Raw genomic sequence first — 21238 nt, 5'->3', positions numbered from 1 at the left:
TGCCCCGAACTCGAAGCGTCCCCCGTATCGCTCACCTCGCAAATGCTACGGATCGTGATACCGGATCCGCAATGTCAGTCACCCCTGTCGGAGTCTCACATAGACGGAAGGACGGTAACCATACATTAGCCCTACTGTGTCTGGATCCGAAGGAAAGCAGAACGAGTACCTGCACTGCGATCCGACCTCGGGACGATGGAGTACAGGTCCAGTAAATGTAGACTTGAGCGGTTTTCGTCCGTCTCAGAGCAGCACCCTAACGCCCTGATCAGGCTGTTTGTGGGGCGAGCGGGGCTCGAACCCGCGACCAATGGATTATGAGTCCACGGCTCTAACCGACTGAGCTACCGCCCCTCTTCCGCGACACCAACCGCAGCCCTGGGGATACTACCGGCCCGGGTGGGGCATGCACCACTCGGACCCCACGTGGTGGATAGGGTTGGGCGATAGCCTCAACCGAATCTGGAGGGCCGGGTCGTGGGCGGTGTATTCGTGAACGTGTTGAAGGTGCACCAGTGGGTGTACGAGAACAGCCGTGGGCTGGTTGGGCACCGGGTGTTGTTCGGCAATCCGACGCTGTTGTTGCGGACGGTGGGCCGGAAGACGGGGGTTGACCGTACGTCGGCGCTGACGTACGGGCGGGATGGGGACGATTATCTGGTGACGGCGTCCAATGGCGGGTCGCCGCGACCGCCGGGGTGGTTGGCGAATGTGAAGGCCGAGCCGTTGTGCGAGATCCAGGTCGGGACGCGCAAGATCATGGTGACCGCTCGGGCGACGTATCCGGGTGATCCGGATTATGACCGGCGGTGGCGGATCGTCGATGAGGTGAATCACGGCCGATATACGGAGTATCAGAAGAAGACGAAGCGACCCATCGCGGTCGTAGTCTTGACGCCGGCTCGCTGAGCCGAGTCAGCGGTCGGCGCCGCGACCACCTTCGTAGCCGTACTCCGCGCTGTCGGCGGGATCGAAATCGTCCCAACGGCTTATATCGCGCGGAGGTCTGCTCGCATATTGGACGACGGCGAAGACGAGCAGGAGTACGACAGCGACTACAACGAGAACAATCAGTGTTTGCACCGACGCACCTTAACGTCCGCCAAACACCCGCACGGAATCTCGTTGACAGGTCACAATCAAAGACGCCTCAGTTTGTAATCAGTGTGCGTCCCAACGCGGTTCGATTCTCTATGGCGGCGTGCGCCTCGACCGCCTGGTCCAGGGTGAAGGTCTGGCCGATCACCACCTCGATCTCGCCTGCGACGAGGGCCGATTGCGCCCGGTCGGCGAGGGCGTGCCAGTCGGTGTTCTCGCCGGTGATGTCGAAGAGTCCGAGTATGACAACGTCGCGCGCGGCCAGCGCCGCTCGGTCCAGGTCTGCGAAGTTTCCGGCGGCCGAGCCATATCCGATGAAACGTCCGCCGTCGGCCAGTGTGTCGGTGGCGGCTCGGCCGAGCTCGCCGCCCGCGCCGTCCAGGACGACGTTCACCCCGGCGCCCCCGGTCTCTGCGCGAGCCTTGTCGACCCAGTCCGGTTGCGAGTAGTCGATGGCGGCGTCGGCGCCGAGCCGTTCGGCGAGTCGGAGTTTTTCCGAGCCACGGGCTGCCGCGATGACGCGCACACCTGCGGCATGCGCGAATTGGATGAGAAGGGTGCCGAGTCCGCCGCCTGCCGCGGTGATCAGCACCCATTCACCGGGCTGCAACGCGGCCCGGTCGAATACCGCGAGGGAGGTTCTGCCGTCGTGGGTGAGCGCGACGGCCTGCGCCGAGGTGAGCTCGTCGGGAACCTCGATCAGCGTCTGCGCCTTGGCCAGCGCCCGTTCGGCGTATCCGCCGATCGGCAGTCCGCCGCCGATTCCGCTCGCCGCTGTGGCCGTGGCGACGCGTTTGCCGATCCACGCGGGATCGACGTCCGGCCCGACCCCGGTGACGACACCGGCGATCGCGCCACCGGGCACGTAGGGCGGCTCGACGGCGAAAAATTCTGTGCCCCAACCACTTCGCAGCTTGGTGTCGAGGAACATCACGTCGGCCGCCGCGACGTCGACGACGACCTCTCCCGCCGCCGCGACCGGGTCCGGCACTTCCCGCACCTCGAGTACTTCGGGTCCGCCGAATCGCGTCACGTGTACTGCGCGCATGACCTGCCTCCTATGATTCCTTGCCCGTTTCTCGGACAACGACAAGCATGGAACCTGAAGCTTGATTGAGGTCAAATGCTCCTGGCGGATTTCGCTCAGCGCGGAATCCGCTGTGGCACCGGCTCAGGAGCCGCCGCCGCAGCTACTGCCACCCCCGCAGCTACTGCCACCCCCGCAACTACTGCCACCGCCGCAACTGGTACTGCTGCTGCCCCCACCGCAACTGCTTCCCCCACCGCAGCTACTGGCGCTGCTGCCGCCGCCGCTACAACTGCCGCTGTCCCCGCCCGACCAGCCTCCGCTGTCGGAGCCGCCGCTACAGGAAGAACCGGAGCCGCCGCAGGAGGATCCGACTCCGGAATCGAAGTAGGCACCCGACTCCCCCGCCGACCACGGACCGCGCCCGCCGCCGGACCATCCACCGCCGCCCTGGCCGAACTGCCGGGTCGCCTGGTTGATCATGAAGACGACGAAGGTCACGATGCCGCCGATCAGCAGCAGAACGAAGCCCACGATGACGAGAAACAGCATCATGCCGGAATGGTAGCCATGTTCACGCCGTCGGTCCGTCCGAACCGGCTGCGGCGCGCTCGCGCCGCCGTACAGTGAATCGTGGTGCTTTTGCGATCTCGAGACCGGCTTCGACGCCGGGTCGACCTCGGCGAGGTCGACCGGGCGGTGGCGGCACTCGAACTACCCGAAGCGGTGTTCAAAACATGTCCGTGGCAGCCACGGGATCTGGTGGAGACCGGTCTGCGCCAATGGTTGCGCTGCTGCGGTGCGGCGATGCGCGACGGCCAGGTCGTCGGCATGCCATCGCACGCGGTGGACGAGGCGTGGCACGGCCTGATCCTGTGCACGGAGCGGTACGCGGCCTTCTGCACGGCCGCCTACGGTCGCTTTCTCCATCATTTCCCCGATGGCGATAATTTCGTCAAACCCGGCGCGCGCCCCGGCACGTCGAACGGCTCGATGTCCGAACAGCTCGGCCGCACGGTCGTGGCCTGGTCGATGGTGGCCCATCCCGGCGAAACCTGTGTGCTGTGGGATCTGGACCGCCACGTCGGCGTCGACCACCCGTGGGGGATCGACGCGCGGCGGGTGGCGGCCATCGAGGCCGAACTGGGGCGACCGGGCACCGGCGGTGCCTAGGTGAGTTTCACCCGCGCGGCGACGAAGCGGACCGCCGCGGGGACGAAACGGCTGAACTGGAGTTGCAGGCGCGCCTCGGGGGTGATGGGGACGATGCTGCGATCACATTCGACCGCGCGCACGATCTGCTCGGCGACCTTGTCGGGTGTGTAGCGGCGCTTGCGGTAGAGATCGTCGTACCGGTCCCGCTTGCGCTTCTCCTCCTCGGCGCTGACGCCGGAGAAGGTGGTGGTGGAGACGATATTGGTGTGCACGACTCCGGGGCAGATGGTGTGGACCGAGATACCGCGGCCGACCAGTTCGGAGCGCAGGCAGTCCGAGAACATGAATACCGCCGACTTACTGGTGGAATACGCGCTGAAACCCTGCTGTGGGCTGTAGGCGGCCATGCTGGACAGGTTGACGATATGTCCGCCGAGACCGCGCGCCGCCATCGCGGCCCCGAAGGCTCGGCATCCGTTGACCACGCCGCCGAGGTTGACCCTCATGACGCGATCGAATTCGGCGGACGGGGTGTCGAAGAATCCGCCCGCCTGACCGATACCGGCGTTGTTGACGAGGATATCCGGCACGCCGTGAGCGGCGAGGACGTCGGAGGCGTGCGATCGCACCTGATTCTCGTCGGCGACGTCGAGCTGGTAGGCGTGCGCCACACCGTGTTCGGCGGCGATGAGTTCGGCGGTTTCCTTCGCCGCGTCCAGATTGATGTCGGACAGCACGATTTCGGCCCCGCGGCGGGCGAAGGCCAGCGCGGTCTCGCGTCCGATTCCGCTGCCAGCGCCGGTGATCACCACCAATTGATGTTCGAAACGTCTTTTGCCGCTGCGGTTTTTGGGTCTGCGGGTGGCGGCGCTGCGGGTTTCGGGGCCGTGGGTTTCGGCGCGGCGGAGTCCTCGCGGCGCGACCCCGTCGCGGAGGGCATCGATCAATTCGGTGGTGGCGGTTGCCAGCAATTCCGGGTGTGAGAACGGCATCCAGTGCCCGGCGGGCACATCGCGACGCCACAGGCGCGAAACCCATTTGTGGGAGTCGTCGTAACCGGCGGGCCGGATCGCGACGTCGCGCCCGGCGACGATCAATTGCACGGGAACCTCGGTCCTGCGCTCACGCGGGGCGAGCATGCGCGGCAGGATATTCGCCCGGTAGATGAGCAGTCCCTCGATGGCGTCGCGCCGGAAGGTCGGGCCGAGGGAGATATTCGAGGGTGGCGTGTCGTTCATGAGGGAGACGATCCGCTGCCAGCGATTCTCCTGCGCCACCACGCGGAAGATCCGGTCGAGCCCGGGTGTCATCGAGAAGGCGATGTACCCCGAAGACAGCAGTTGGCTGAAGGGCTGCCACAGATTGCGCGGGGTGGGCCGGGACAGCTTGGCGCGCACCCACTTTCCGACGTGATCCAGATTCGGCCCCGATACCGAGGTGAAGGAGGCGACCCTGGCCGCGGCGCGGGGTTCGCAGACGGCTTCCCACAGCTGGATCGAACCCCAGTCGTGGGCGAGGACATGGACCGGCCGGTCCGGGCTGACCGCGTCGGCGACGGCGAAGAAGTCGGAGGCGAGCGCGGCGAGACGGTAGTCCGCGGTGCGCCGGGTGCGGGTGGACTGTCCGTGGCCGCGGGTGTCGTAGGTGACGACGTGGAATCGCCGAGCCAGCAGCGGCACCACCGCGTCCCAGAGGTGATGGGTATCGGGCCATCCGTGCACCAGCACGACGGTTTCCTCGGCCGGATCACCGTATTCGTAGGCGGCGATCTCGAACCCGTCGTTGCGCACGATGCGTTCCGTGACCGTCCCGTCGAACTCGGATGTCGTCATTTCCGTGTTCTCCTGATTCCCCTGGTGTGTACTGCCATCGTCACAGGTCGAGCACCAAACGCCCGCCCTCCGCGCGCGATACGCAGACGAGCATGTCACCCGCGGCGTGTTCGGCCGCGGTGAGTACGGTCTCGCGATGGTCCGGTTCGCCGGCCAGTACACGGACAGTGCAGGTGCGGCAGAAGCCCTGGCGACACGAGTACGGCCGATCCGGACGCCGCTCCAGAATGACATCGAGCGCCGACCGGTCCCGCGCCACGTCGAATATCTCACCGCTGGAGGCGAATTCGATCTGGAACGGCTGTCCGTCGATGATCGGCGGCGGCGCGAACCGCTCCGAATGCAGTTCGATACGCCTGTGCCGCAGGGCATCGGCGACGGCCGTCGTCATCGGGGCGGGTCCACAGCAATAGACGGCGGTCGCGCTGTCGACACCGGGTAGCAGCGCCGCCGCGTCGGGGAGTCCGTGTTCGTCGTCGGTGCGGACGATCACCCGGTCGCCGAAACCGGCGATCTCGTCCAGGAAAGCAAGGGTGTCGCGGCTGCGGCCGGTGTACACCATGGACCAGTCGAGTCCGAGCCGCAGCGCCAGCCGCGCCATCGGCAGAATCGGCGTGATGCCGATGCCGCCCGCGACGAAATGCACACGGGTGGAGGGTGATCCGTGCCCGGGAACGGCGAACGGAAAAGCGTTGCGCGGACCTCGCACGACAATCGGCGTTCCGACTTCGAGGGCGTCGTGCACCTCCACCGAACCGCCACCGCTGGGGATGCGGCGCACGGCGACCCGGTAGCTACGACGCTCGGCCGGATCTCCGCAGAGCGAATACTGCCGCAGTCGTCCCGACGGCAACTCCAGATCGAGATGCGCCCCTGGTCGCCACCGCGGTAGCTCCCGGCGATCGGGGGCTTCCAGTCGCAGGCTCACCACATCCTGATCGCGCGCCTCGATCCGTCGCCCTGTCACCACCCGGGCCAGTCCGCGATCGCGCTCCGGTGGTCCGATTTCGCGGCGATTGACGATCGTCGTCCATTTCAGCCGCGCCGAGGCGACAGCGTCCAGCACCAGGACCGCGCGATCCCGCCCACGTCTGCCGAACAGATCCGCGGGCCCTCGCTCGAGAACGGGTCGCGGACTCACGGGGCCACGGCCCGCGCAGCGGGTGATGCCGCCAAGTAGGCGACGGCTTGGGCGGTCGACCCCACCGACTCCGGGTGGTAGCCGGGTTCGAACGTCGACAACGCACTGCGCAGCAGCGAGGGCACTCCCGGCAGCGCGCCCCGCCGCATGGCGCCGAATACGCGCGTGAGCAGGCGCGGGTAGCCGAGGTTCGGGAGCGCGGTGTCCTCGCGGACCATGAATTTGGCCCCACGGAGAACCAGGGTGAGAAAGATCGGGAAGACCAATGTCATGACCGCCGCGCGGCGCATATAGCCCGCGCCGAAATACACCGCGACATCGTGCGCGACATGCCGGTGCTCGACCTCTTCCGCGCCGTGCCAGCGGAACAGGTCCGCCACCCTCGGGTCGGCATCGAATTTCTCCAGATCTGCGTTGAGCACCCAGTCGCCGAGATAGGCGAAGAAATGTTCGAGGCAGGCGATGACAGCCAGTCGTTCGACCATCTGCTGCTGCTTCGCGGCGCCCTCGGCATCGGTCGGCCCCAATGTCTTGCGAAAGAGGAATTCGGCTTGACGCACGTATCGCGCCGGATCGATGCCGTTGGCGGCGAGCACTTCGCGCAGCACCTTGTCGTGCGTCTCGGCGTGCATCGATTCCTGGCCGATGAAGCCGCGCATGGCCTCGCGCAGCGTGTCGTCCTTCACGTAGGGCAGCGCCTCGGAGTAGGCGGCGCAGAACATCCGCTCCCCCTCGGGCAGCAGCAGATTCAGGGCGTTGATCACGTGCGAGGCGATCGGCTCGGACGGCATCCAGTGCAGCGGCGTATCCGCCCAATCGAACCGGACGTTGCGCGCGTGCAGCGCGACTTCGCCGGGATCGGTCTCCGGCCGCCGCTCACCCCGGCGAAGTAGCTTCATCGATACTCCTCGATCACACAGCTCACACACGAGCGGCCCACGACCGCACCGTTGCGCCGTACCCGTGTGACTGTATCGATAATCATACACATATATAGAACTACGAGTAACACTTACAGCTTTCCCGGGTGATGCCGCAGTTCAGGGGTTTGATTCCACCCCGCCAGGGAATAGCGATAGCGAAAAGACGCCCGTTCGCTGTGATCGATCACCCTGGCCGCGCGGGCCAAAATTAGAACACGTTCTAGTAGGATTTCGCTATGGAACGATTGACCGGACTGGATGCCAGTTTCCTCTACCTCGAGACCGGAACTCAGCACCTGCACATCTGCGCACTGCTGATACTCGATCCGGCCACGGGGAGCACACCGTATTCCTTCGACTCGTTCAAGGACCACGTCGGCAGACGACTACCCCTGGTCCCGCAGATGCGCCGACGCATGCGCGAAGTCCCGCTCAATCTGGACCACCCGGTGTGGGTGGAGGACCCCGATTTCGATCTGGACAACCACATTCACCGCGCCGACATCGCCGCTCCGGCGGGCAGACGCGAGCTGGCCGAGGTGGTCGGCGATATCGCGAGTATTCCGATGGATCGCGACCGCCCGCTGTGGGAGATGCATGTGGTCGAGGGCCTCGCGGACGGAAGAATCGCGGTGATCTGCAAATATCACCACTCCGCCGTGGACGGGATCACCGGCGCCGACATGCTGATGCACCTGTGCGATACGGATCCGCACGCGGACCGGGCACACCCCGCCGAGGACTGGAAGCCGGAACCACAACCGGGCAACTGGAAACTGCTGACCGACGCCATTGTTCGCTTCCCCGGCCGGGCCGGATTCTTGGGAATGGTGCCGAAGACCCTCGGCATGGTCGCCGGTTTCGCGCAGCGGCGGCGCAATAAAGAGCGCGGAATGGCATTGCCGCTGACGGCGCCGCGCGCCCCCTTCAACAAGGCCATCGGCCCGGAGCGCGCTGTGGCGTTCACCGAATCGGATCTCGATGCCGTCAAACAGATCAAGGCGGCGTTCGGGGTGACGGTCAACGATGTGGTGATGACGGTGGTCGGCGGCGTGTTGCGCGATTACCTGGACAAACACGACGAGTTACCGGATCGTTCGCTCATCGCCTCGGTTCCGGTCTCGGTCCACGGCCGGTCCCGGCATTCCGAGGGCATCAACAAGGTGTCGTCGCTGTTCGCCGAACTCGGCACCGAAATCGATGATCCGGCCGAACGCCTGCGCACGGTATCCGCCGCGAATCGGCACGCCAAGAGCGAACACGACCTGATCGGCGTGGACTTTCTGCAGGACTGGTCGCAATACGCGCCGCCCAACACTTCGCAGCTGGCCGCGCGCGTGTACTCCTCGCTGAAATTGGCCGAACTCCACCCCGTCGTGCACAACCTGGTGGTATCGAATGTGCCGGGCCCGCCGATGCCGCTGTACTTTCTCGGACTGCGGGTGGACGGGATGTACCCGTTCGGCCCCGTCTTCCACGGCGCGGGACTCACCATCACCGTGCTGTCCAATAACGGGAACCTCGATTTCGGCTTCATCGCCTGCCGGGAACTGGTGCCCGACATCGCGGCACTCGCCGACGCGGTCCCCGACGTCATCGACGAATTGCTCGTCGCCGCAGCGGAATTGACATAGCCCTCCCTGTTCGCCAGCGGCGCCGAACAGGCTCGCGTGTCACGCCTGCCCCACCGGCGGCTGACCGGACCCTCCGCTCGACCGAGCGGCAAACGCGACCGGATCCGCCACCCACACTTCTGTAACATGTTCCAGAAATCCATTCGGAACGAGCGACGGAGGACCGCAATGGGGCGTTTGACCGGCAAGGTGGCATTGATCAGCGGCGGCGCGCGCGGCATGGGCGCGGCGCACGCCGAGGCGATGATCGGCCACGACGCCCGCGTGGTGCTGGCCGATGTGCTCGATGACGAGGGCGCCGCACTGGCCGATAAGCTCGGCGACAACGCCGCCTACGTACACCTCGATGTGCGCGACAAACAGCAGTGGACCGATGCCGTCGCCGAGACCACCCGCCGCTTCGGCGCGCCGAACGTGTTGGTGAACAACGCGGGCATCGTGAACGGCAATCTCCTGGTCGATTTCGAGCTCAGCGAGTGGCAGCGGATCATCGATATAAACCTGACCGGCACCTTCCTCGGCATGCAGGCCGCGACCCCCGGCATGATCGAGGCGGGCGGCGGCTCGATCGTCAATATCTCCTCGGTGGAGGGGATGCGTGGCAGCCCCGGTCTGCACGGCTACACCGCCTCCAAATTCGCGGTGCGCGGGCTCACGAAATCCGCGGCGCTCGAGTTGGCGCAGTACAGGATTCGCGTCAATTCGGTGCATCCCGGATTCATCAGCACACCCATGACCGAGGGCATTCCCTCGGATTTCCTGCAGATCCCGCTGGGCCGGGCGGCTGACGCGTCGGAGGTATCCGCGCTGGTCACCTTCCTCGCGAGTGACGAGTCCAGCTACTCCACCGGGGCAGAATTCGTCATCGACGGCGGTCTCACCGTCGGCGTGCCGCACAAGACCTACTGAACTCGGACCCCTGGCAGTCCGATGGTGAGGACTGCCAGAGGGGGAAGCGCCACCAGGGCCAGGCAGGCGAAGGTATTGATCCACTTGTATTCGACGATCAATCCGGCGAATTCGCGCAGAACCGCACTGGGCAGGTAGTAGAACGCCGTGCGCGCGCCGACGACCTCCGCGTCCAGATCGAGCCTGCGGGCCAGAATCGCGGTGCGCAGCATATGAAAATTACTGGTGACCAATACCATTCGAGCGCGACCGCCGCGCTCGGACAGCAACTCCCTGGTGAACAGCAGATTCTCCCTGGTGTCGGTCGAGAGATCCTCGTGCAGGATCGCCTCGGGCGGCATGCCGTTGTCTACCAGATAGGTCGACATGGCAAGGGCTTCCGAGACGTGTTCGTCGGCCCCCTTGCCACCGCTGGTCACCACCACCGGGCATCGCCCGGAGTCGACTTCGGCACGGAAGACCGCGAGGGCGCGATCCAGTCGCGACGCCAGCAACGGCGGAACCCTCCCACCGTCGAGACCGGCTCCGTGCACGACGATGGCGTCCATACCCGGCTGATAGCCGAGCCGTCCGTAGAGGAAGGCGTAGACAAGGAAGGCGATCAGCAACAGGCCGGTATAGCCGACGACCAATGTCACCGACGCGGCGCCGACCGCGATCCAGATATTCTCGGCGACAACGGCTGCCACGAACAACGCGTACGGAACCAGGAGCGCGAACCCCGCGCCGAAGGACAGCACGTTGGGGACGCGCAAACCTTCGCGGACCACCATCTGCACGCCGTTACCGATCAGCAATCCGGCCAGGGCGAGCACCGATACCGGCGACAGAATGAGCACCGACGCCGCCAGCAGCCAGAGCATTTCGTGGTTACCGACGGTGCTCAGCCACACCCCGGTGAAGACAGCGCCGAGTAGCAGGAATACGCCGTTACCGAGCCGCCTCCGGTCCGTGTGGAACCGCACCGCGAACACACCGAGCAGGACCAGGCCGATGGCGAGCGATATCACCTCGTCACGGTACGCGGGCAACCTCCGGACCGGTGACACGGCCGCCGTCACCGAGCTCGGCCGGTCACCGCGATCTCAGGACGACAACGCGGGTTCGTCCTCGATCAACCGCAATCTGCGCGAGAGATCGGAGGCGAATATCCGCTGCGGATCCACCGCGTCGCGAATCGCGCGCCATTCGTCCAGCCTCGGATACATTGCCCTGATCGTCTCCGGAGTGGTCCGCGAATCCTTGGCGAAATAGAGCCTGCCGCCGGCGTCGAGCACCCGTTGATCCAGTTCCGAACAGAATCGCCCGAGGCCGGGTTTCAATGGAAAGTCCAGGCTGAGCATGAAACCCGGATGCGGCCACGACAGCGGCGCGGGATTTCCCGGACCCATGCGTTTGAAGACATTGAGGAACGATCGATGTCCCGAACGGGCGATGGCGCGCACCGCGTCGGCGAGTCGCGCCTCGGCGCCGAAAGGCATGGAGAACTGGTATTGCAGGAAGCCCCGGCGGCCGTAGGCACGGTTCCACTCCCCCAGCAGATCGAGCGGGTGATAGAACTGCGTCAGATTCTGGATCCGGCCACGCGCCTTGGCGGGATACACGCGGTGCGCAGCCTCGGCGGCCATGCGGATGGTGAGATTGTTGACCATCCCGTTCGGGAAGATATCCGGCACGGTGAACAACTGCGGCGCGTCGAATTTCAGCGGGTCGTGGCGAAGTTTCGCGGGCAGTTGGTCGAGGGTCGCCAGCGAGCCCCTGGTGAATCCGGCGCGGCCGAGATTCGGACCGGTGCTGATGGTGTCCGGCACCGACATGCTGTAGTCGTATCCGTCATCGGAGCCGCCGGTGAGCAATTCCATGGTCTCGTCGAGGTTGGCGGTGCGATCGTTATCGGCGATGAAATACGCGGTCTCGGTGTGCTTCATCCGGACTCGTGCGCGCACCAGGATTCCGGTGAGACCCATGCCGCCGACCGTCGCCCAGAACAGTGCGCTCTCGTCACCTTCCGGGGTGAGGGTACGCACGGTTCCGTCGGCCGTCAGCAGGTCCATCGACACCACGTGATTGCCGAAGCTGCCGTGCGAATGATGGTTCTTGCCGTGGATATCGGAAGCGATCGCACCGCCGACGGTGACCTGACGGGTACCCGGCAGTACCGGAACCCACAGGCCCTGCGGTAGGACCGCGCGCATCAGCGCATCCAGGCTGACTCCCGCGTCGACGTCGACGATTCCGCTCTCGGCGTCCACCGAGTGGATGGCGTCGAACGCGGTCATATCGATGACGAGCCCGCCGCCGTTCTGCGCGGGATCGCCGTAGCTGCGACCGAGTCCGCGGGCGATCACCCCCCGCGCTCCCGCCTGACGCACGGCGTCGGCGATGGTCTCGAGGTCTCTGGTGCGCAGCACGTCCGCGACACTCGGCGCGGTGCGGCTCCAGCCGCTGAGCGGACGCCTCTCGATCACTGATCCCCCTGTCTCAGAACTCATCCCGACACCGTACCCAGTGGTCGCCACACCGCAGTTATGGCACACGATCGCGACTCCCCTGGAATGGGACCCTGACCGTCATCGGGCTCGGGTCGCGGTCAGCTCAGACGGTGTGCGGCGAGCAGGTCAGCGTCGCCGAGGATCTCGTCGATCGGCCCGTCCGCGACGATGCGGCCCGCGTCGAGGACGACCGCGCGATCGCAGACGCGCTGGGCATAGGGCAGGTCGTGGGTCACCAGGACGAGCGTGGTCGGCAGGCCCGACAGGATGTCGGCGAGTTCGCGGCGGGCCACCGGATCCAGGTTGGCCGCCGGTTCGTCGAGGACGAGCACCTCGGGACGGCATGCGAGGACGGTGGCGAGCGCGGCGCGACGGCGTTCTCCGAGCGAGAGACGGGCGGGAGACCGGTCGGCGCGATCCGACATCCCGACCGCCGCGAGCGCGAAACGCACACTGTCGGCCAGGATCTCACCGCGCATCCCGAAATTGGCCGGGCCGAACGCGACATCCTGCTCGACCGTCGGCATGAACAGTTGATCGTCGGGATCCTGGAAGACCACACCGACGCGTTGCCGGATGACTCGCACGGTCGTGCGATCGAGGCGGGTCGCGCCGATGTGCACCTCACCGGACGTCGCGGTGAGCACCCCGTTGAGATGCAGCATCAGCGTGGATTTGCCCGCGCCGTTGGGACCGAGGACGGCGACCCGCTCCCCCGTGCCGATGTCGAGATCCACTCCGTGCAGCGCAGCGGTGCCGTCGGGATAGGCGTAGGTCAGCTCGACCAGGCGCACCGCCGCCGACTCGCTCACCGGACGACCAGGGCGCAGGCGCAGACGCAGATCGCGGCGACGGCGGGCACGATCCCGAGCACCCATTGCCGAGGGGTCGCGGGCTCGGCGCCGTACTCGGTGATGACGCCGGTGAATCCGCGCGACAGCATCGCCAGATGCACACGTTCGCCGCGTTCATAGGAACGCAGGAACAGGTTTCCGACTCCGCGCGCGGTCGCGCCGATCTGGCGGATCGTGCGCGGGTCGTCGCCGCGTGAGATCCGTGCCAGCCGCATGCGGGCGGCCTCGTCGGCGATCACATCCACGTAGCGCAGCATCAGCACCACGATCACGACGATCATGGCGGGCACGTGCAGTCTGCTGAGGCCGCCCGGCAGTTCCCTGATACTCGTCGTTGCCGCCACGGTCAGTGAAATCGCCACTCCGATAGTTCCTTTCGCGATGATCCCCCAGGCGGCGTAGAGGCCCGTGGTCGACAGCGACAATCCGAGCACCGTCGTTCTCGGTTCTCCCGCCGCGAACGGCAGCAGTATCGCCAGCACGACGAAGGGCAGTTCGATGAGCAGGCGCGGCGCGATCCACCGGAGCCCGATCCGCGCCGACCGCCAGGCCACGATCACACCGGCCGCGTAGACCGCGAACGGCCAGAACATCTCGCGCGGTGTCGCTACCACGGCGAATACCGCCACCACGGCGCAGACGATCTTCACTTCGGCCGGAACTCGATGCACCGGCGAAGTGCCGGGTAGGTGCAGTCGGTGACTGACGATGGCGCTCACCTACGTGGACTCCGATTCCGTCGGCAGGTCCGGGTTGTGTTCGGCGCGTTCACTATCCGAGCCCGCTGCCCTGATGATCCGCACCACCGCGAACAGTGCGGCGAAGGCCGCGGCGACTCCGAGAATTCCCGCGATGCCGGTCAGCCGGTCGTCGCCGCCGATGGTGTAGTCGGCCAGCGGCGAATTCGCCAGTGCGTGCTCCTCGGCGTGCCGGGCCAGGCAATCGCCGTGAAATTCCTGCGCCGTGCCGACCTCGACCATGACGCACCCGTGCCGCGTCGTGGCGTCCAAGCCGTCCGGTAACGAACTCGCCGCATAGGACAGCAGCCCGGCGACGAGTACCGCGACCGCGGCGAAGCCGAACAGGAAGGCGTTCATCGATAGGGCGGCGCGCCGGGGGGCCGTGCCGTCAGCCGTCCGGCCGGTGGCACGCAGCAGATAGACCAGGTCGGGACGGGCGTTGACGACGGCGACGACGGTGATCGCGGTGATCATCCCCTCCCCGATGCCGATCAGCGCGTGCGTGCCGAGCATGTACCAGGCGACGGTGCCGACGGCGGAACCGGTCGCCCCACCGATCGCGTACTCGGCGACGAAACCCAGGCAAGCGCCGACGGTTCCGACGAACGCGGCGACGAATGCGACCGCGCCGACGCCGCCGCGACTCGACGCGAGAGGCAGCACCAAGCGTGCGCTCAGATAGCCGACGGCCACTCCGATCAGGGCCATATTCGTGATATTCGTGCCCAGCGCCGTCAAACCGCCGTCGGCGAACAGCAGGGCCTGGACGACCAGCACGATCGCCACGCACAGCGCCCCCACAGCGGGGCCGACCAGGATCGCGGCGAGCGCGCCGCCGAGTAGATGCCCGCTCACGCCGGGCAGGATCGGAAAGTTCACCATCTGCACCGCGAAGAGGAACGCCGCGACCAGCCCCGCCATCGGCGCCGCGCGTTCGTCCAGGTCGGCCCGTGCTCGCCACGCCGCGACCCCGAGTCCCGCGAGGGCGATGACCGCGAAAATCAGCGCGGTCGGCGCGTCCACTATGCCATCGCTCATATGCATGGCCGAGGTGGTGTCACTCACCTCCACAGACCATACTCGCAATATATGTTCAAGTGAACCGATATGTGAACATTGCGATGACCGGCCCGTCGAGGAGAGAACGGCAGAGTAGACAGTGGCATCGAGCGCCCCGCTGGACCCCGAACACGCCCGCACCGAAGTGCCGGGCCTGGATGCGGCAGGCATCGAGCACTGGGCCCGTCGATTCGAACTGCTCTCCGACGCCAATCGGCTCCGGCTGCTCGTATGCCTGCATCACACCCCCGGCCAGAGCGTCACCGACCTCGCCGCCGCGGTGGGCATGTCGGCGACCGCGGCGTCGCACGCCCTGCGTCTGCTGCGCTACCAGGGCTGGGTCACCGCGTCCAAGACCGGCCGAATCGTGCGCTACAGCCTGGCGGACGAGACGATCCACCAACTGCTGCACTGGATCGGCGCCACCCACGCTTCCGAACCGGCCGAACGTTAGAACTACGCGCGCTGCGCGGTGTGAACGCGGTGCGAACGCGGCGGGATACCGGACGTGACGACACAGCCACGCAGCGCGGCGAAAGCCTGCGATCGATTCCGGGTTCGGTCAGTGCAGCGAATTGAGCAGCGCGGTTCCGACCGGACCCGCGTTCATGCACACGTCTCCGGGCTCGGTGTGCAGGCGCGTGCTGTGGAGATTGAATTCGACGGTGCCGTAATCGGCCGGTGTGACCATGTAGCACTGTTCGCGCTGTGACACAGAGGCATTCGCGCGGGACACCGGAGTGCCGAAAAGGCAGTCATATCCACGTGTTAACCCGATCGAGCGGGGCCGCGATGACCTCTCTGACGGCCTCGGACCACCCCCTCCGGCCCGAGGCCGTCACCTGCCGCGCGGGCTCACAGCGCCGGGTTCATCGCCTCGAGATCAGCTCGCCGAAATCACCGCACCGAGCGCGGCGGCGCCTTCGAGCAGCGCGCGCGAACGAGCGTCGATATTCGACTCCCGCGCCGCCAACATCGCCGACACCTCGTCCCATCGGCGCGCACGCCGCAACTCGGGCATCAGGGCCCGCAGCGGCGCGATGCGGTATCCGGCCAGCCGCAATTGGTGGACGATCCGCGCGTCGCGAACGTCGCCGGGCGTGTAGACGCGCGTTCCGTGCGGCCCAGCGCGATGCGGCACGACGAGCCCTTCGGCGTCCCAGTGACGCAAGGTCGACGGACGTACTCCCAGAGCGCGACCGAGTTCGGAGATGGTCATCGAATCCGCCGGCCGGACATCGCCGATGGGCTCCACCGCGATCGTCGCCGCCGCATCCTTCGCCGACCGGACGTCTCGGCGCTCGGTATCCAGACGCGCGTGCGCGGCATCCAGCAGGGCGAACAGGTCCGAGGCGGGATAGGCGTGCGCGGCACGCACAATTCTGCGCGCCTCGGCCGGACCCGCGCCGATGGCGAGCGCACGATAGGCCAGCGCGGCAGCCACATGCGCCTGCGTATAGCTCCGGTAGCCGGAGGCCGAGCGCGTCGCGGGCGCGAGCACACCGTCACGTTCGAGTTTGCGCACCTGCTGGACGGAATACCCGGCTCCGCGTGCGACATCCGCCGTGCGCAGCACAGGTGATTGCAGACTATTCACCCGCTGTTCTCGGTATATGCCGCCCGAACTCTCCACAAGCACATGAATGCCACGCTAGAACATGTGGAAATCGACCAGATCATCGAATACCTCACCGAACTCGGCGGCGTCCTGACGCTCACCCCGCAGCCGGGCGACGGCTCACCCGAGATCAGTTGGGGCGACACGTTCTTCTACTACGCCCCCGACGGCGTCATCCCCCGGACCCAGCCCTTCGCCACGATCGTCACCAAGAACTATCCCGACGACGAGCGATCCCGGCTGGATCGCCCCGACACCTTCCGGCTGAATCTCTTCGCCGGGAAACCCGCCTTCACCGCCTGGACGGGGCACCCACCCCGCGACGCCGCCACCGCCACCGCCGCCACCACCGACGCCGCCGCCACCACCGCCGACCCCGGTGCGACCGACACGATATTCGCCCACCCCGTCTACGGGCCGCAGGGCTGGCTGGCCGTGGTCAACCCCGGCCCTCGCACGCAAGCGGCGGTCAGGGAATTGCTGCGCACCGCCCACGACCTGGCCCGCTCCCGGTACCGGCCTTCGCCGTAGATCTGAGCAGGTCAGGCTCCGGACAGATCCTCCGCCAGATCGCGGGCGCGCACGCCTTCGGGCAGCCGGACTTCCTCGATGGGCTCTGGCCTGTCGTCGTACTCGAGACGTAACGCCCGGCAGATGGTGGCGTGCATGTCGTAGAGGGTGGTGATGTAGGTGAGTTCGAGGATTTCGCGATCTGTCAGATGGGCTTTCAGCACATCGAACACCTCGTCCGCGACGCGTCCGCCGTCGTAGACGAGGGCATCGGTATAGGCGAGCACGGCCCGTTCGAGCGGGGAGAAACAGTCGCTGACCTGCCAGTGCGGAATCGCCGCTATCGTCGCCTCCGGCACACCCAGCGAGCGCATCTGCTTGCAGTGCTGGGAGAAGACGAATTGACTTCCGCGGGCGTAACCGGCCCGGCACTGGCCCAATTCGCGCAGCGTCGAATCGAGTGTCGCGTTGCGGTAGACGGAGAAACCGCGCACGGCATGCCGGAATACCTCTGGCGACTGCGCGAATACGGTCCACCAGTCGCCGGGCGTGGCGTGGATGGTGCCGTGATCGACGGCGGGGTCCTTGTCGGGGCCGAACAGCCTGTCGTAGAAGAACAGAATCCTCTCGTCGGTGACTTCGGCACGGGGCACTTCACGCAGTCGGGGCATGTCGGTATTCCTTATCGGTTCAGCGCGGGGCGTCGACGCGGCGGTCGGCGGCGGTCATCGGTTCGTGGGAGACATCGGCATCGGTGAACGTTCGCGTCCAGCAGGCGAATTCGAGAAGTATGCCGTCGGGATCGCGGAAGTAGAACGAACGCACGAAGGTTCCGGGATGGACCTCACGCGACACACCGGCCCTGCTGTCGTCGTGGTTGAGCACGCGGCTGACCTCGACGCCGTCGTCGCGCAGCCGCCGACGGTACTCGTCGAACCGCTCCGGCGGCACGGAGAAGGCGACATGGTTCATCGAACCCACCGCGCTGACGATGTCACCCGCGTCGGGCAGACCCCTCGGCGCCGATATCCCCGGCGCGGGATCGGGCGCGTCCGCCAGCCAGAAGAAGGCGAGGGTATTGCCGTTGCCGCAGTCGAAGAAGAAGTGTTGACCCAGATCCCCCGGCAGCTCGATGGTTTTGATCAGCGGCATACCCAATGTGCCGGTATAGAACTCGATCGTGCGGCGCATATCGGAGCACACCAGGGCGAGGTGATTGATTCCGCGCAGTTCATATCGCGAGCGGGGAGCGTTCACGGCGATCCTTCCGAGGAGCGCAAGAAGTTGACTTGACAGTCATGTCAACTTGGTGAAAAGTCTGTCCCGTGGCGAAGTCGGCTGTCAATAGCTCCACCGCCCCGGTGGACACACTGACCCCGCGGGGCCGAAAGACACGCGACGCCCTCCTGGACGCGGCCCGCCGAGTCTTCGAAACCGGCGGTTTCCTCGACGCCAGGGTGGAGCAGATCGCTCAGGAGGCCGGCGTCTCCTACGGAACCTTCTATCGGTATTTCGAATCGAAGGAAGACGTCTTCGGCGAACTGAGCACGCGACTGTTCGAGGATATGCACCGCCGCGAACCGACACCGCCACATCTGTCCCCCGCCGAGAAACTGATCGCGGCGAACCGCGCGTATTACCGGGCGTACCGGCGAAACGCGCCGATGATGGCCATCATCGAACAGGTCGCGACCATCAACGGCGAGTTCCGCCTGCTGCGTCACGAACATCGTCGCCAACTGATCGACCGGACCGCGCGCGCGATCGCCCGCTGGCAGACCGAAGGTCTGGCCCGCTCGGACCTGGACTGCGAACTGTCGGCCCGCGCGATGGCCGCGATGGTCGACCACACCCTCTACCTATGGTTGGTTCAAGGTGAGGACGCGAACGAGGAGGCACTTCTGGACACCCTCGATCGCATGTGCGTGGGCGCACTCGGTCTCGACCAGCGGCACTGATCCGCGCCATATATCCCGTTTGCCGTGCGGGCGTCCGGCTTGCCCCGCGGTGTCGCTCGATGCGACAGTCCCATTCACACGTCGCCGACGCGAGGAGACAAAGCGTTATGACAACCGATTCACCACCCGGCACGGACACACCCCGTGGCCCACTCGACGGCTACCGTGTGCTCGAACTGGGGACGTTGATCGCGGGTCCGTACTGCGGCAGACTCCTCGGCGACCTGGGCGCGGATGTCATCAAGATCGAAGCGCCCGACCGCCCCGATCCCCTCAGGGATTGGGGACAGGCAGCGGGCGGGCACCAGTACTTCTGGTCCGTCCACGCCCGCAACAAGCGCTGCGTCAGCCTCGATCTGCGCACCGACGCGGGACGCGACATCTTCCTCGAATTGGTGCGCACCGCCGATGTGGTGCTGGAGAGCTTCCGTCCCGGCACCCTCGAGCGGTGGGGACTCGGATACGACGTGCTGACGGAGATCTCGCCCCGGCTGGTGCTGGCCCGGGTGTCCGGTTACGGGCAGACCGGCCCGTACGCGTCGCGGCCCGGCTATGCCTCGGTCGCCGAAGGTATCAGCGGGCTGCGACATCTCAACGGATTCCCCGGGCAGGCGCCGCCGAGAATCGCGCTGTCGCTCGGTGACAGCCTCGCCGGTCTCTTCGCCTTCCAGGGTGTACTCGCGGCGCTGCTCGCGCGCGAGCGCACCGGGCGCGGACAGATCGTGGACGCGGCCCTCACCGAGGCATCGCTCGCCATCCAGGAATCGACCGTCCCCGATTATCACAAGACCGGACATATCCGGCAGCCCTCGGGCACGCGTCTCGACGGGATCGCGCCGTCGAATCTGTATCGCGCCAAGGACGGGCTGTGGGTCATCATCGCGGCCAACCAGGACACGGTCTTCGGACGGCTGACCACGGCGATGGGACGACCCGAGTTGGCGACCGATCCCAGGTACGTCAACCACACCGCGCGCGGCGTGCACCAGGACGAACTCGACGAGATCATCGCGGCATGGGCGGCGGATTTCACGGCCGCCGATCTCATCGAACTGCTGACCGAATTCGGCGTCGTCGCGGGCCCGGTCAATACCGTCGCCGAGGTGATGGCCGATCCGCAGTTCAACGCGCGAGGACTTTTCGTCGACCATCCTGATCCCTCGGTCGGCCCCGACGACGAAGGCTTCGATCCGGAACCGGCGAAAGGCGTTGGCGTGATACCCAAACTCAGCGACACCCCCGGCGGCGTTCGCTGGGGTGGCGCGAGCCGCCCCGGCACCCACACCGACGAAGTTCTCGGCGAACTGCTCGGTTACGACCGGGACCGGCTCGCCGCACTCCACGCACAGGGGACGATCGCGTGAGCGCGCCCGTCGACATCCGTGAGGTGGGGCCGCGCGACGGCCTGCAAATCGAGGCCCCCATTACCACCGAGGCCAAAATCGAACTGATCGACGCCCTCGTCGCGACGGGGGTCGGCCGGATCGAGGTCACCTCGTTCGTCTCGCCGCGGGCGGTGCCCGCACTGGCCGATGCCGAGGCCGTCGCGGCCCAGCTGGGTCGGTGGCCTGGCGTGACCTTCTCCGCACTCGTCGCCGGAATGGGCGGTGTCCGAAGGGCACTCGCCGCGGGACTGACCCGGATCGAATACGTGGTGTCGGCGTCCGACGGTCACAGCATGGCGAATGTCGGTCGCAGCAGCGAGGATTCGGTCACGCTGATAGCGCCCATCGTCGAACTGGTGCACGGCGCGGGCGCTGAGCTCGAAGTGATCGTCGCCATCGCCTTCGACTGCCCGTTCGACGGACCGACCCCGCCCCAGCGCGTCGCCGAGATCGCCGCACGCGCGGTCGCCGCTGGCGCGGACAGCATCTCGGTCGCCGATACCGTCGGCACCGCGACACCGCGCCGCACCGGCGACGTGGTCGACCTGGTGTCCGCCGCGGCGCCCGGCTTCGACGTCGGCCTGCACCTGCACAACACGCGCGGCCAGGGCCTGGCCAACGCGTGGGCGGGCTACGAGCACGGTGTGCGCCGGTTCGATTCCGCGGCAGGAGGTTTCGGTGGATGCCCGTTCGCGCCCGGCGCCAGCGGCAATATCTCCACCGAGGAACTGGTCTACATGTTCGAAGACAGCGGCATCGCGACCGGCATCGATCTCGCCGCGACCCTCGAGGCCGCGAGGGTCGCCTCCCGACTGCTCGGCAAACCGGCCGACAGCAACCTGCTGCGCGCGGGCGGGCCGCTCGTACCCGGCCGCCTCGGCTGATCCTCCCCGCTGACGGTCC

Annotated in this window: 24 protein-coding genes, 1 tRNA gene and 1 pseudogene; 10 read left to right on the top strand and 16 right to left on the bottom strand. The window is 66.6% G+C overall.

The window, feature by feature from the left end; genetic code table 11:
* Positions 1–280 precede the first annotated feature (280 nt).
* Positions 281–354: transfer RNA gene (locus ABZS43_RS02245), tRNA-Ile, on the bottom strand.
* A gap of 123 nt (positions 355–477) precedes the next feature.
* On the opposite strand from ABZS43_RS02245, the gene ABZS43_RS02240 reads away from it, so the two are divergent.
* The gene (locus tag ABZS43_RS02240) at positions 478–909 is read left to right on the top strand and encodes a nitroreductase family deazaflavin-dependent oxidoreductase (protein WP_355033953.1); all 432 of its coding nucleotides are present in this window, start codon (positions 478–480) and stop codon (positions 907–909) included.
* A gap of 6 nt (positions 910–915) precedes the next feature.
* On the opposite strand, the gene ABZS43_RS02235 is transcribed toward ABZS43_RS02240, so the two are convergent.
* Positions 916–1083 (bottom strand): hypothetical protein, encoded by a 168-nt coding sequence (locus ABZS43_RS02235; RefSeq protein WP_355033952.1) that lies wholly within the window; start codon positions 1081–1083, stop codon positions 916–918.
* A gap of 67 nt (positions 1084–1150) precedes the next feature.
* Positions 1151–2146: a zinc-binding dehydrogenase gene (locus ABZS43_RS02230; protein ID WP_355033951.1), complete on the bottom strand. Its 996-nt coding sequence runs from the start codon at positions 2144–2146 to the stop codon at positions 1151–1153.
* Between the two features lie 112 nt (positions 2147–2258).
* Here ABZS43_RS02230 and ABZS43_RS02225 point away from each other — a divergent pair, with 112 nt between their 5' ends.
* Positions 2259–2516 (top strand): hypothetical protein, encoded by a 258-nt coding sequence (locus ABZS43_RS02225; protein WP_355033950.1) that lies wholly within the window; start codon positions 2259–2261, stop codon positions 2514–2516.
* A 251-nt stretch (positions 2517–2767) separates the two neighbouring features.
* A complete protein-coding gene (locus ABZS43_RS02220) occupies positions 2768–3298 on the top strand; it encodes a hypothetical protein (protein WP_355033987.1) in 531 nt (176 codons plus the stop codon).
* Here the strand turns inward: ABZS43_RS02220 and ABZS43_RS02215 are convergent.
* From ABZS43_RS02215 to ABZS43_RS02205, 3 genes are read right to left on the bottom strand one after another with little or no spacing between them, the layout of a single operon-like run.
* Positions 3295–5112: an SDR family oxidoreductase gene (locus tag ABZS43_RS02215; RefSeq protein ID WP_355033949.1), complete on the bottom strand. Its 1818-nt coding sequence runs from the start codon at positions 5110–5112 to the stop codon at positions 3295–3297. The two genes, ABZS43_RS02220 and ABZS43_RS02215, sit on opposite strands and share 4 nt — an antisense overlap.
* Before the next feature lie 40 nt (positions 5113–5152).
* On the bottom strand, positions 5153–6253 hold the full coding sequence (locus ABZS43_RS02210; protein WP_355033948.1) for a PDR/VanB family oxidoreductase: 1101 nt from the start codon (positions 6251–6253) through the stop codon (positions 5153–5155).
* Positions 6250–7152 carry a metal-dependent hydrolase gene (locus tag ABZS43_RS02205; protein WP_355033947.1) on the bottom strand — a complete coding sequence of 301 codons (903 nt, stop codon included), beginning with the start codon at positions 7150–7152 and terminating at the stop codon, positions 6250–6252. The genes ABZS43_RS02210 and ABZS43_RS02205 overlap by 4 nt, the downstream gene beginning before the upstream one ends.
* A 260-nt stretch (positions 7153–7412) precedes the next feature.
* On the opposite strand from ABZS43_RS02205, the gene ABZS43_RS02200 reads away from it, so the two are divergent.
* Positions 7413–8810 (top strand): wax ester/triacylglycerol synthase family O-acyltransferase, encoded by a 1398-nt coding sequence (locus ABZS43_RS02200; RefSeq protein ID WP_355033946.1) that lies wholly within the window; start codon positions 7413–7415, stop codon positions 8808–8810.
* A 168-nt stretch (positions 8811–8978) separates the two neighbouring features.
* Positions 8979–9719: a glucose 1-dehydrogenase gene (locus ABZS43_RS02195; RefSeq protein ID WP_355033945.1), complete on the top strand. Its 741-nt coding sequence runs from the start codon at positions 8979–8981 to the stop codon at positions 9717–9719.
* Here ABZS43_RS02195 and ABZS43_RS02190 read toward each other — a convergent pair.
* From ABZS43_RS02190 to ABZS43_RS02165, 6 genes and pseudogenes are all read right to left on the bottom strand, one after another.
* The gene (locus ABZS43_RS02190; protein WP_355033944.1) at positions 9713–10750 is read right to left on the bottom strand and encodes a YdcF family protein; all 1038 of its coding nucleotides are present in this window, start codon (positions 10748–10750) and stop codon (positions 9713–9715) included. The genes ABZS43_RS02195 and ABZS43_RS02190 overlap by 7 nt on opposite strands.
* Before the next feature lie 54 nt (positions 10751–10804).
* Positions 10805–12211 carry an FAD-binding oxidoreductase gene (locus ABZS43_RS02185; RefSeq protein WP_355033943.1) on the bottom strand — a complete coding sequence of 469 codons (1407 nt, stop codon included), beginning with the start codon at positions 12209–12211 and terminating at the stop codon, positions 10805–10807.
* A 98-nt stretch (positions 12212–12309) separates the two neighbouring features.
* A complete protein-coding gene (locus ABZS43_RS02180) occupies positions 12310–13023 on the bottom strand; it encodes an ABC transporter ATP-binding protein (protein WP_355033942.1) in 714 nt (237 codons plus the stop codon).
* Positions 13020–13784 carry a cobalt ECF transporter T component CbiQ gene (gene cbiQ, locus ABZS43_RS02175; RefSeq protein WP_355033941.1) on the bottom strand — a complete coding sequence of 255 codons (765 nt, stop codon included), beginning with the start codon at positions 13782–13784 and terminating at the stop codon, positions 13020–13022. The genes ABZS43_RS02180 and cbiQ overlap by 4 nt, the downstream gene beginning before the upstream one ends.
* Positions 13785–14162, bottom strand: a complete 378-nt coding sequence (locus tag ABZS43_RS02170; protein WP_355033986.1) for a PDGLE domain-containing protein — start codon at positions 14160–14162, stop codon at positions 13785–13787.
* 51 nt (positions 14163–14213) lie between these two features.
* Positions 14214–14849: pseudogene (locus tag ABZS43_RS02165) on the bottom strand (energy-coupling factor ABC transporter permease); the annotation flags it as partial.
* Between the two features lie 133 nt (positions 14850–14982).
* Here ABZS43_RS02165 and ABZS43_RS02160 point away from each other — a divergent pair.
* Positions 14983–15318: a metalloregulator ArsR/SmtB family transcription factor gene (locus tag ABZS43_RS02160; RefSeq protein ID WP_355033985.1), complete on the top strand. Its 336-nt coding sequence runs from the start codon at positions 14983–14985 to the stop codon at positions 15316–15318.
* A 108-nt stretch (positions 15319–15426) separates the two neighbouring features.
* Here ABZS43_RS02160 and ABZS43_RS02155 read toward each other — a convergent pair whose 3' ends face one another.
* Together ABZS43_RS02155 and ABZS43_RS02150 are read right to left on the bottom strand one after the other, a co-directional pair.
* Positions 15427–15579, bottom strand: coding sequence for a hypothetical protein (locus tag ABZS43_RS02155; protein ID WP_355033940.1), 153 nt, complete (start codon positions 15577–15579; stop codon positions 15427–15429).
* A gap of 168 nt (positions 15580–15747) precedes the next feature.
* Positions 15748–16461, bottom strand: a complete 714-nt coding sequence (locus tag ABZS43_RS02150) for a MerR family transcriptional regulator (RefSeq protein ID WP_355033939.1) — start codon at positions 16459–16461, stop codon at positions 15748–15750.
* A gap of 63 nt (positions 16462–16524) precedes the next feature.
* On the opposite strand from ABZS43_RS02150, the gene ABZS43_RS02145 reads away from it, so the two are divergent.
* On the top strand, positions 16525–17013 hold the full coding sequence (locus ABZS43_RS02145) for a DUF6194 family protein (protein WP_355033938.1): 489 nt from the start codon (positions 16525–16527) through the stop codon (positions 17011–17013).
* Positions 17014–17024: 11 nt separating this feature from the next.
* On the opposite strand, the gene ABZS43_RS02140 is transcribed toward ABZS43_RS02145, so the two are convergent.
* Positions 17025–17663 carry a carboxymuconolactone decarboxylase family protein gene (locus tag ABZS43_RS02140; RefSeq protein WP_355033937.1) on the bottom strand — a complete coding sequence of 213 codons (639 nt, stop codon included), beginning with the start codon at positions 17661–17663 and terminating at the stop codon, positions 17025–17027.
* A 19-nt stretch (positions 17664–17682) separates the two neighbouring features.
* Positions 17683–18249, bottom strand: a complete 567-nt coding sequence (locus ABZS43_RS02135; RefSeq protein ID WP_355033936.1) for a VOC family protein — start codon at positions 18247–18249, stop codon at positions 17683–17685.
* A gap of 68 nt (positions 18250–18317) precedes the next feature.
* Between ABZS43_RS02135 and ABZS43_RS02130 the strand changes: the two genes are divergently transcribed.
* The 3 genes from ABZS43_RS02130 (at position 18318) to ABZS43_RS02120 (ending at position 21219) form a co-directional block, all read left to right on the top strand.
* Positions 18318–18950: a TetR/AcrR family transcriptional regulator gene (locus ABZS43_RS02130; RefSeq protein WP_355033935.1), complete on the top strand. Its 633-nt coding sequence runs from the start codon at positions 18318–18320 to the stop codon at positions 18948–18950.
* A gap of 107 nt (positions 18951–19057) precedes the next feature.
* Positions 19058–20314, top strand: a complete 1257-nt coding sequence (locus ABZS43_RS02125; RefSeq protein ID WP_355033934.1) for a CaiB/BaiF CoA-transferase family protein — start codon at positions 19058–19060, stop codon at positions 20312–20314.
* Entirely contained in the window at positions 20311–21219 is a 909-nt protein-coding gene (locus ABZS43_RS02120; RefSeq protein WP_355033933.1) for a hydroxymethylglutaryl-CoA lyase, read from the top strand. The genes ABZS43_RS02125 and ABZS43_RS02120 overlap by 4 nt, the downstream gene beginning before the upstream one ends.
* Positions 21220–21238 lie beyond the last annotated feature (19 nt).

This window comes from Nocardia sp. NPDC005366 (assembly GCF_040606855.1).
Taxonomy (GTDB): Bacteria; Actinomycetota; Actinomycetes; order Mycobacteriales; family Mycobacteriaceae; genus Nocardia.
This window is presented reverse-complemented; position numbering and strand designations above follow the sequence as displayed.